The organism is Pseudomonas sp. AGC41 (assembly GCF_057334555.1).
In genome coordinates this window covers 11,598-22,070 of record NZ_JBHFJB010000032.1, presented here as the reverse complement: position 1 = coordinate 22,070, position 10,473 = coordinate 11,598, and the positions used below count along the sequence as shown (strand labels likewise).

The window sequence follows — 10,473 nt, the reverse complement described above, 5'->3', positions numbered from 1 at the left end:
AACGGCGGGCGCGAGACAGGCGGCGTCCAACCAAGCAAGTGCTCCAGCGCCGCACCGCAAACCCGGCCCTGACACGCCCCCATGCCACAACGACTCGCCAGTTTCGCCTCACGCCAGTTCTCAAAATCGCTCAGCTCACCATAGGCCACGTCTTCACAACGGCACACCAAGGTGTCGCGTTGGGGCAGGTCTTTCAAATGGGCATGAAGGGCAAAGGCAGTGTTCAAGGCTCCGGCAAAACCTTGCCAGCGTGCACGACCAGGCCACAGGCGTTCGGCTGCCAGGGTATCGCCGACAGCGGCGTGGCCGGCGATGGCGCCTTCCACCAGGGCCAGTTCGCTGCCGCCGAAACCGGTGCATTCACCAGCCGCGTAATGACCAACGCGAGTAGTCGCTTGCCAGACGTCGACAGCAAGCGCTTGCCCGTTGAGGGCACAGCCCAGCGCCTGGCCCACCTGAGTATTGGGGATCAAACCGAAACCGCAGGCCAGCCGGTCGCAGGCCAGTTCAACGGTTTTGCCGTGTTGCAGCAGGCGCACACCTTCGAGCTTGTCCGTTCCCAAGGCCTCCAGCACGTAGGTGTCGGTGCGGTAGTGCGCGTCGAACAGGCTGAACGCCTGCAACAACTTGCCAGGCCAGCGCGGCAGATTCGCGGCGAAACCCGCCACGGCGGCGCGGTTGGCCTGCTCGGCGATGCGCAGCAGTTGCGCCCCGTGATGTTTCGCCGTAGCCGCGCTGGCGAGCAACAGCGGCCCGCTGCCGGCAACTACCAAACGTTCGCCACGCACTGGCAGGCCGCCCTTGATCAACGCCTGCAAGCCGCCGGCGCCGGTGACACCGGGCAGCGTCCAGCCCGGGAAGGGCAGCAGCAGTTCACGGGCGCCGGTGCACAGGATCAAGCGGTCATAAGCGATCAGCCAACCCTGCTCGGCATCTTCTACCAGCAGGGTTTTATCGGCGGCGCTGGCGATCACTCGGGCGCCCATGCGCCAGGACACATTGGCACAGGCACGCAAGCGTTCCCGCAGGCCTCGTGCTGCGGTGGGCAGGTTGGCCTGGGGGCCGTCGCGCCAGATCTGTCCGCCCGGGACCGGGTTGTCGTCGAGCAGCACAATACGCGCGCCGCTGCTGGACGCCGCCAGTGCTGCCGCCATTCCGGCAGGGCCGGCACCGATGATCAGAATGTCGATGGACTCATTCATGCCCGGGTGTCCACTTGCATGCCATCCCGACATAGCGTCTGGCAGGCCAGGCGCCGGCGGCCGTCGATCATTACCCGGCATTCCTGACAGATACCCATGCCGCATAATGGCGCGCGGCGCTGGCCGGTCACCGAGGTTCGGCTGCAGCCGTCGGAGCCCAGGGCCAAAGCCGCGGCGACGGTGGCGCCTTCAGCGATCGACAATTTGCATCCATCAATGAAGAGTTCAGGCATGGTCTCTTACCCTTCAGCCAGATAGAGCCTGGAGCAACTCACCGTGGCGAGGGAGCTTGCTCCCGCTCGGTGGCGCAGCCGCCGCAAAACCAGCACACGCGGTGTGCCTGGGTAACCTGCTAGCAACGTATTGGGACCGCTGCGCAGTCCAGCGGGAGCAAGCTCCCTCGCCACGGGAGAGAGGTTCAGGGCTTCAGGCATGGGCAGGTTCTCCCAGGAAACGTTGCGGCAGATAGGGTTGCGCGGCCAGCGGCGCGGTTTCGTTGAACAGTTGCGCGACCAGCAGGTCGGCCGTCGCCGGCGCGGTGGTGACGCCAAGTCCTTCGTGACCTACCGCCAGCCAGAGACCCTTGCGCTGTGGATGCTGACCCACCAGCGGCAAGCCGTCGGGGCTCGCCGCGCGAAAACCGGTCCAGGCGCGGATGCCGTTGAGGTGCGCCAGGCCCGGCAGGTAATCGACGGCGCGCTTGAGCATCTTCGCGAGCATCCAGCCTTCGACCTGCGGATCAAGGTTGCCGAATTGCCGAGAGGCGCCGATGAACAGTTGTCCGGTCGGGCGCGGCTGGATATTGCAGGCCACCGATGGCCCGCTGGCGTTGTGGGCGCTGGTGACATAACCCAGTTCGACCAGGGTGTGGGTGAACGTGGCGGGGTAACGATCGGTGATCAACAGGTGGCCTTTCTTGGGTTCGATCGGCAGCTCCGGGCACAACTCGGTGGCCTGGATGCCGTTGGCGAGCACCACCGCTTCGGCGCTCAGCCAATGACCGTCACTGAGTCGTACGCGGTGGCCGTCCACTTCGCTGGCCTCGGCACGCTGCTGGCGAATGTTGTCGTGATCGAGCATCCAGCGGGCGGCGGCGGGCGCGTAGAGAATGCCGTCGCCGTTGATCAGCAGGCCGCCTTCCAGTCCCGTCCGCAGTTCCGGTTCGCGCTGCTGCAAAGCGGCCCGGCCAAGCAGTTCGCAGGCTTCGCCATGGGCCATCAGATTCAGGTACTTGTCGTGGGCCACGGCCATCTCTTCGGCGTTGGCGGCCAGCCACAGCGTGCCGTTATTGCGCCAGGCGCAGCCCTCAGGCAAGGCGGGGGCCAACTCGCGCCATCGCCGCAGGGAATATTGGCTCAGGGCCAGCTCCGCCGGGTTGTCGTCGAGCACCAGCAGATGCCCCATGCCGGCCGCCGTGGCGCCGTGCCAGCCGGCGTCCAGCACGAGCACCCGCAAGCCACGCAGGGCCAAGGTCCGTGCGCACGCCGCGCCGATTATGCCGGCGCCAATGACGATGACATCGGCGACAGAACCCTCGCTCACGGACGAATGCCCCAGGCGAACGGGTCGTCCGGATCGATGATCAACGTCGTTTCGGCGCTGATGTAGGCGCGGCCGCGAATGGTCGGCACGATGCGCTCGCCTGAACGCTCGTACGAGCCTTCGAATTCACTGCCGATGACACTGGCCTGACGCCAGATCTGTCCCGGTTGCAACTTGCCGTCGGCGGCCAGGCACGCCAGTTTGGCGCTGGTGCCGGTGCCGCAAGGGGAGCGGTCATAGGCCTTGCCGGGGCAGAGCACGAAGTTGCGGCTGTCGGCAGTGGGATCATCGGCGAACAGCTCGATGTGATCGATCAGCCCGCCGTCCTCGCCCCGAAAGCCCTGCTGTTCAAGAGCCTGCTGGACCGCGAACGTGTAGGCGGTCAAGGCATCGAGATTGTCGCCCGCCACCCGCTGGCCGTGGTCGGCGATCAGGAAAAACCAATTGCCGCCCCAGGCCACATCGCCCACCACCGGACCGATGCCGGGCACTTCCAGGCGTAACGCCTGGCGATAACGGTAGGCCGGCACGTTGCGCACGCTGATCGAACGATCCTCATGCAGAGTGGCCTGCACCGTGCCCACCGGCGTTTCGATGCTGTGCACGCCGGGGCCGATCCGGCCCAGGTGAGCCAATGACGCCACCAGGCCGATGGTGCCGTGGCCGCACATGCCCAGGTAACCGCTGTTGTTGAAAAAGATCACTCCGGCACAGGCCGTCGGGTCCACCGGTTCACACAGCAGGGCGCCCACCAGCACATCGCTGCCCCTGGGTTCCAACACGCACGCGGTGCGCCAGGCATCGTGCTGTTCGGCCAAGCGTTGCTTGCGCTCGGCCATGCTGCCCTGGCCCAGCTCGGGAAAACCGGCGGTGACCAATCGGGTCGGTTCGCCGCCGGTGTGGGAGTCGATCACAGTGATGCGTTGCATGGCGCCACGTCCGTTCAGGTGAGTGAACGCAAGCGTGGCCCGCGCCGGGGGCTGCCGGCTTGAGGGTTTTATCTGTTGCTCGTGACGAAATCGGCACAGCGCGAAGGCATCATCGGCTCGATGGCAGGAATTCGAACAGTGTCTGGCAGACTCCGGCGATGTGTTCGTCCAACAGCTTCACCGCGCGTTCGACATCGCCGGCCCGGCAGGCGTCGAGAATTTCCCGGTGCTCGTGGTCGGCGCGCTCCTTGCCCGCCGACAGGCTCATCTGCATGCGCAGGTAACGTTCCAGCTTGTCGTGGACCGAGCGGATCAGCCCGACCATGAACGGCCGTTGCGCCGGTTCGTAAAGGCAGGCGTGCAGTTGCCAGTTGAGTTCGGCCCAGCGACCGACGTCATCTTCGCCGATGAACTCGCGACAGATGCTGTCGGCGCGGGCGAAGGTCGCTTCGGTCATGTTGGGAATGGCCAGGCGCAGGACTTTGTCTTCGAGCAGCATGCGCACCTCGAACATCTGCGCCAGTTCCGCTTCGGAAATCCGCGTGACCATTGCTCCGCGGTTGCGCTGGAACATCACCAGGCCTTCGGCCTCCAGGCGCTTGAGCGCCTCGCGCACGGGGATCTTGCTGACATTGAACTGCCGGGCGATGTCGTCCTGGCGAATCGGCTCGTCTTCGGCAAAATGCCCGGCCACAATGGCATCGCGCAGGTGACGGGTGATGATTTCCGAAGTGGAGGGGGTGTTGCCCAGGTCGGGCAGATTGAACTTGGATAAGGTCACGGCGGCAGGTCGTCGGGCTGAGTTGGGGATATGGTATACGACTTGCCTGCGGCGATGTCGAGCGCTGCTCTGGCGAGGGTCTGCGGTCAGCCGTGGGACGGCTGGGCGACGAAAGCTTCGCTGCGAACGATCAACAACCCGGTGACCGCTGCGCCCGCCAACAGTGCCAGGCCAAACACCCAAAGCGCCATGTCAGCGCCGAACCGATCGGCCAGCAACCCGGTCACCACCACCGGGATGCTGAACCCGATGTAGGCGAACAGGAAAAAACCGGCGCTGACCCGGGCTTTCTGCGCACCGGCCATGGCGGTCACGGCCGACAACCCGCCGAGGTACAAAAAGCCGTAACACGCACTGCTGGCGCCCAGGGCCCCGAGCAGCACCGCGGCCAGGGAACCGCTGCTCGCGCCCCAGGCGAGCAATGCATAGCTCAGCGGCAAGACCAACAGGCCCAGTCCCGTCGCTCTGGCCGGGTGCATGCGCCGCACCCAGGGCTGGAAGAGCAGGCCGCAGCTGATGACAGTAAACGTCGACAATCCGGACCAACGCTGCAAGTCGTGTGTGGCGAGCACCGACGGCAGGATCGCGATTACCAGCCCGGACGTGGCCCAGGCCAGCAGCATGGAAAAGCTGTAGGGCAAGCTCCCGGCGGGAAACAGCGGCAGGCGCAGCAGTGGCGCCTGCTCGATTCGCACCGCGGGGTCGGGCAGGCGCCAGACCACGATCAGCGCCAGGCCAGCCAGCACCAACTGCAGCCAGAAACTGCCAGGGGTAACGCTGGGACAGGCGAAAAGAAACAGGCTGGTCAGCGCCGCGCCCAGGCCAAAACCCAGCGAGGTGCTGGCCGTGACCCGGTTGGCCGGTGAGCGGCTGTCGGCGATTGCCAGCAGTTCTGTCATGTAGGCGGTCGCGGTCGCCGAAGCGAGCCCGGTCCCGACGCCCATCATCAGGCGCGCCACACCCAGGGCGATCAGGTTGGGCCAGAACACGGTGACCAGCGTCGCCAGCATTGACAGGCCAAGCGCCGCGATGATCAACGGTCTGCGGCCCACCCGGTCGGCCAAGCCGCCGAACGCCAGCAGCACCGGCAAAACGCCCAGCACATAACCGGAAAACGCCACTGCCGTGGCGCCGGCACCGTAGCCGGAAAGCTGCGCATAGGTGGTGTACAGCGGCGCCTGGAGATTGACCGCCAGGGTGATCAAGCATAGTCCGAAGGCCAGGCCCCATGAGTGTCGTTGCGATGCGTTCAAGAGCGTTCCTTGAGGGTGCGGAGTCTCGGCGGACTATCGCGGCCGTCCCGCAGGCAAACAAGGAACAGACGGGCGTCTTTTGTGTTTAACTGTTTGCGCAAAAATCAAGAACACTTGGGAAGAGCCTGCGCCATGGACCTGAACATCGATCGCAACGCTACGGGGTCCCTGGTGCGGCAACTTGTCGCCAGCCTCAGCGAATGGATAAACGCCCACGGCATTCGCCCTGGCGCCCGCATGCCTTCGATCCGCCAACTGGCGACGGAAAATGGCTTGAGCCTGTCGAGCGTGATCAAGGCCTACGATCAAATGGTCGCCAGCGGTGTATTGGAATCCCGGCATGGGTCAGGGTTTTTCGTGGCGCAACGCCGCCCCGAGGCGTTGGCCCCGGAAGCCGAGGAGGCTGTCGCCTGGAAACTGTTCGATAACCCATCGACCCAACTCAAGCTGGGGTGCGGCTGGCTGCCGGACGCCTGGCGCGACGACAGCGATCTGGGCCAGGCGATCCGCCAAGTGGTGCGCTGCGACAGTCACGCGTTGTTCAACTACAGCACCCCGCTGGGCTCCGCTCCTCTGCGCCTGCAGATCCAGAAGCGCCTGGGCCTGATCGATATTCATGTCGATCAGGCGCAGATCATCACGACCCAGGGCGCCAGCCATGGCCTCGACCTGCTGGTGCGCACGTTGCTCAAACCCGGCGACCTGGTACTGGTGGAAAGCCCCGGTTACTACAACCTGTTCAACCTGCTGAAGCTGCACGGGGTCAAGACTCTGGCAGTACCGAGGACCGCGCAGGGCCCGGACGTCGCGAGCCTGGAGCGCTTGCTCGGCGCGCATGAACCGAAGTACTTCTTCGTCAACAGCATGTACCAGAACCCCACCGGCACCAGCCTGGCGCCGAGCGTTGCTTATCGCCTGCTGCAACTGGCGACGCTGCATGACTTTCGCATTATCGAGGACGACATCTACGCCGACTTCCAGAACGGTCCGACCTCACGCCTGGCTTCCCTGGATGCGCTGGACCGGGTGATCTACCTGGCGAGTTTTTCCAAGACCTTGTCCAGTTCATTACGCGTCGGCTACGTCGTGGCCCAACCGGAAATCATCAACCGCCTGGCTGAAATCAAGATGGTGACCGGCATCGGCTGTTCATTGCTGGCGGAAAACGTCGTGGCGACGCTGTTGGCCAACGGCGCTTACCGCAAATTGATTCAACGCCTGCGCCTACGCTTGAACAAACAGATGGAGAGCACCTTGCGCCGGTTGGATCCGGCCCACTGGGAAGTGTTTGCCGAGCCCTCGGGTGGCCTGTTCATCTGGGCGCGAGCGCGGCATGTACCGGCTGCGCGCGTGCATCGGATCGCCGAGCGATTGCAGGTGCAGTTGTCTCAGGGTTCGACGTTCTTGCCGAACGGGGAAGCGAGTGACTGGTTGCGCTTGAACGTGGCGTTTACCCAGGACGTGCGTGCCCAAGCATTTTTCCGTCAGATTGAACAGGAATCGACGGTTGGGACGGCAGTGCTAATGGGAATGGATGTCAAATAGGAATGAGTTGCTGTATCTTTCGCAACCTATTCCTGTCGGCCTCGAGGGCCGGCGTTCTTTCGTTAGGATTGTGTGTCGATGCGTCGGATACTCGTTTCTCTGTGTGTGCTCCAGGCTTATTCCATTTCCACCTGGGCAGAAGAACCCAGCACGACGGACAGGGCGCCGCTGGAGCTGCAAGCCACCGATATCGTCGGCACCTCGGACTTCGAGACCGCGCAGGGGCCGGTGAAAGGCTACCGCGCGACTCGTTCGGCCAGTGCCACGCGTACCGACACCGCGATTCATGAAACCCCACAATCGATATCCGTCGTCTCCCGCGATGTGGTGGAGGACCTCAGCGCCACGCGTCTTCAGGATGCCCTTGATTATGCCGGTGGCGTCGGCAGGGCCAACAACTTCGGCGGCCAGGGCCTGACCACCTTTACGGTACGCGGCTTTACCACGGGCGAGTTCTACCGCAACGGTTTCCCGATCAACCGCGGCTATCCGAACATGCCGGATGCCAACACCATCGAGCGGCTGGAGGTACTGCGCGGCCCGGCGACGATGCTGTACGGCCGTGGCGATCCGGGCGGCACATTCAACATCGTGTCCAAGCAACCGCTGGCCGAGCGCACGGTGACCCTGGGCAGCCAGGTCAGCGACCAAGGCATGCGTCGCGGCACCCTGGATGCGTCGGGGCCGCTGGATGAAGAAGGGCGCCTGGCTTATCGCCTGAACGTGATCGGCGAGGGCGGCGATACGTTCCGCGACCACGTCGAGACCGAGCGTTATGGCATCGCACCGGTGGTCACCTGGCAGGTCAACGACACCACGCGCCTGACGTTCGAAGGCGACTTCATGCGCAACAATCATCCGCTGGACCGCGGCTTGACCCACTATTCCGGCCAGCGCGGGACCGCGTCCCGGGATACCTTCTTCGGTGAGAAAGACGCCGGCAAGCTGCACAACGACAACAGCATGCTGCAGGTGCGTTTCGAGCACATGCTCAACGACGACTGGACCCTCTCCGGCGGCACCCAGTGGCTCGACGGCACGTTGCAGGGCAACGCCGTCGAAGGCAACGGCATCGGTGCCGATGGGCGGACCCTGGGGCGCAATTTCAACTATCGCAAACTGGAATGGACCGACCGCGATACCCAGCTCAATCTCACCGGGCATTTCTCCACCGGCGGGCTCGAGCACACGCTGTTGACCGGCGTCGAGTATGAAGACTACGACTATAAGTCGATCATCCAGCGCTCTGCTGCCGGTGCCGGTGCGTATCCGATCGACATCTTCGATCCGGTGTATGGGCAGCCACGCCCGGCGTTGACCCGCACGCCCACCAATGACCAGGAAAACCTCAAGACCTTCGGCTTTTTCATCCAGGACCAGGTGGCGCTGACCGAGCGTCTCAAGGTGCTGGCCGGTGCGCGTTTCGAGCGGTTCGAGCATGAGTACGAAACCTTCGTTCCCCAGGCACGCCCCGGCAGCCGCAACTGGGACGTCACCGACAACGCCGTCACCCCGCGCCTGGGCGTGATCTACGACTTGACCGACACGGTAGCCGTGTATGCCAACACCGCCCGTTCGTTCAAACCCAACAACGGCGCCAGCCGCGAAGGGGGCGGGTTCAAGCCGGAGGAAGGCAAGTCCTACGAAATGGGCGTCAAATGGGAGGCGCTGGATCGTCAGTTGAGCGTCGATGCGGCGATATACCAGATCGAAAAACGCAACGTGCTGACACCCGATCCGCTGGACTCGACCTTCAGCGTGGCGGCCGGCGAGGTGCGCAGCCGTGGTTTCGACCTGAACGTGGCGGGCAACCTGACGCCGGAGTGGCGCGTGATTGGCGGCTACGCCTATGTGGATGCCGAAGTGACCAAGGACATCAGCATCCCCACGGGCACGCGCTTGCTCAACGTGCCGAAAAACTCCTTCAGCCTGTTGAACGTCTACGAATTCCAGGACGGCGGCCTCAAGGGATTGGGCCTTGGCCTGGGCGCCAAGTACGTCGACGAGCGGGCCGGCAACACCGCGGCCACGACCTTCACCATGGACGATTACACGGTGGTCGACCTGCTCGGCTACTACAAGGTCAATGAGCGCATTCGCCTCAACCTCGACCTCAAGAACCTGTTCGATGCGGATTACGAGGAGGGCGCCTTTGGCGGCGTCTACGCTTATCCAGGTGCGCCGCGTACGGTGCAGGCAGGCATTTCCTACACGCTGTAACGACCAGGCCAGGCTGCACGAAAGACCCCGAAGGTTTCGCCTTCGGGGTTTTGTTTTTTACCACTTGCCGGTGCTCATACCACCGTCTACCGGCAGGATCGCGCCAGTGGTGAAATCGGCACCCGCCAGGTACAGGACCGCTTCGGCAATCTCGGCGATGGTGCCTACCCGACCCGCTGGGGCGAGGTTGTTGAGGAAGTCACGGTTGGCCGGGTCATGCATCGGCGTGTCGATGATGCCGGGGGCCACCGCGTTGACCTTGATGTTGTGCGGCGAGAGTTCCAGCGCCAGGGCTCGGGTCATCTGGTTGACGCCACCCTTGATCAGCACTGGCAGCGCTGCCGGCACTTGGATGTTCGGCTGCAGGGCCACCGAGGCGGAGATGTTGATGATGAAACCCTGACGGCGACTGATCATGTGTGCGGCAGCGGCCTGGCTGGCGTAGACGAGCCCCTTGAGGTTGGTGTCCAACAGCGATTCGAGGTCTTGGGGACTGTATTCAATGAAGGGTTTGGGCAGGAAGAACCCGGCGTTGTTCACCAGCCCGTCCACCGCGCCGAAGACTTCGATGGCTTTGCCGACGAGGGCGGTAGAGGTTGCCGGGGCGGCTATGTCACCGGCCACGCCGATGAAGCTCGCCGGGTGACCGAGCTGGCCGGCCGCGTCATCCAGGCCCGATTGCGAACGAGCATTGCCCACCACGTTATAGCCGCGAGCGAGGAACGCCTTGACCAGGCCAAGGCCGATACCGCTGGACGCGCCGGTGATGATGACGGTTTTCCGATTGCTCATGATGTTGACTCCTGATCACGTTGGGTTAGAACCGCTGCGCCTGGGTTGGCGGGGTTGAGATCAGGTTATTGATGCGCTCGGGTTTGATAAATGGGGGTTCTGGTACTTGAGTTGATACTTGGTGTAATCAATGGCTGCGATTGGCGCGAACTTTCCCTGTAGGAGCGAGCCTGCTCGCGAAGCGATATCAATATGCCTGATAGGTCGCC

General features: G+C 63.9%; 9 protein-coding genes. 2 read left to right on the top strand and 7 right to left on the bottom strand.

What is annotated here, in order from left to right; genetic code table 11:
* The 6 genes from ACE04F_RS05970 to ACE04F_RS05945 form a co-directional block, all read right to left on the bottom strand.
* Window positions 1-1,202, bottom strand: a 1,202-nt coding sequence (locus ACE04F_RS05970; protein WP_486105417.1) for an FAD-dependent oxidoreductase, incomplete at its 3' end; no start/stop codon positions are given.
* Window positions 1,199-1,435 (bottom strand): 2Fe-2S iron-sulfur cluster-binding protein, encoded by a 237-nt coding sequence (locus ACE04F_RS05965; RefSeq protein WP_486105416.1) that lies wholly within the window; start codon window positions 1,433-1,435, stop codon window positions 1,199-1,201. The genes ACE04F_RS05970 and ACE04F_RS05965, both read right to left, overlap by 4 nt.
* A 193-nt stretch (window positions 1,436-1,628) precedes the next feature.
* A complete protein-coding gene (locus ACE04F_RS05960) occupies window positions 1,629-2,744 on the bottom strand; it encodes an NAD(P)/FAD-dependent oxidoreductase (protein ID WP_486105415.1) in 1,116 nt (371 codons plus the stop codon).
* A complete protein-coding gene (locus tag ACE04F_RS05955; RefSeq protein ID WP_486105414.1) occupies window positions 2,741-3,673 on the bottom strand; it encodes a 4-hydroxyproline epimerase in 933 nt (310 codons plus the stop codon). The genes ACE04F_RS05960 and ACE04F_RS05955 overlap by 4 nt, the downstream gene beginning before the upstream one ends.
* A 109-nt stretch (window positions 3,674-3,782) precedes the next feature.
* Window positions 3,783-4,454 carry a GntR family transcriptional regulator gene (locus tag ACE04F_RS05950; RefSeq protein ID WP_305500821.1) on the bottom strand — a complete coding sequence of 224 codons (672 nt, stop codon included), beginning with the start codon at window positions 4,452-4,454 and terminating at the stop codon, window positions 3,783-3,785.
* Between the two features lie 86 nt (window positions 4,455-4,540).
* Window positions 4,541-5,707, bottom strand: a complete 1,167-nt coding sequence (locus tag ACE04F_RS05945; RefSeq protein WP_486105413.1) for an MFS transporter — start codon at window positions 5,705-5,707, stop codon at window positions 4,541-4,543.
* Window positions 5,708-5,839: 132 nt separating this feature from the next.
* On the opposite strand from ACE04F_RS05945, the gene ACE04F_RS05940 reads away from it, so the two are divergent.
* The gene (locus tag ACE04F_RS05940; protein ID WP_486105412.1) at window positions 5,840-7,252 is read left to right on the top strand and encodes an aminotransferase-like domain-containing protein; all 1,413 of its coding nucleotides are present in this window, start codon (window positions 5,840-5,842) and stop codon (window positions 7,250-7,252) included.
* A gap of 78 nt (window positions 7,253-7,330) precedes the next feature.
* Window positions 7,331-9,472, top strand: a complete 2,142-nt coding sequence (locus ACE04F_RS05935) for a TonB-dependent siderophore receptor (protein ID WP_486105411.1) — start codon at window positions 7,331-7,333, stop codon at window positions 9,470-9,472.
* A gap of 57 nt (window positions 9,473-9,529) precedes the next feature.
* Here the strand turns inward: ACE04F_RS05935 and ACE04F_RS05930 are convergent, their stop codons facing one another.
* The gene (locus ACE04F_RS05930) at window positions 9,530-10,264 is read right to left on the bottom strand and encodes an SDR family NAD(P)-dependent oxidoreductase (RefSeq protein ID WP_486105410.1); all 735 of its coding nucleotides are present in this window, start codon (window positions 10,262-10,264) and stop codon (window positions 9,530-9,532) included.
* Between the last annotated feature and the right edge of the window lie 209 nt (window positions 10,265-10,473).

Bases quoted from the DNA above. Each gene is read 5' to 3' on its own strand.
- ACE04F_RS05965 (WP_486105416.1), bottom strand. From the start codon at position 1,435: ATGCCTGAACTCTTCATTGATGGATGCAAATTGTCGATCGCTGAAGGC.
- ACE04F_RS05955 (WP_486105414.1), bottom strand. From the start codon at position 3,673: ATGCAACGCATCACTGTGATCGACTCCCACACCGGCGGCGAACCGACC.
- ACE04F_RS05940 (WP_486105412.1), top strand. From the start codon at position 5,840: ATGGACCTGAACATCGATCGCAACGCTACGGGGTCCCTGGTGCGGCAA.
- ACE04F_RS05935 (WP_486105411.1), top strand. From the start codon at position 7,331: ATGCGTCGGATACTCGTTTCTCTGTGTGTGCTCCAGGCTTATTCCATT.
- ACE04F_RS05930 (WP_486105410.1), bottom strand. From the start codon at position 10,264: ATGAGCAATCGGAAAACCGTCATCATCACCGGCGCGTCCAGCGGTATC.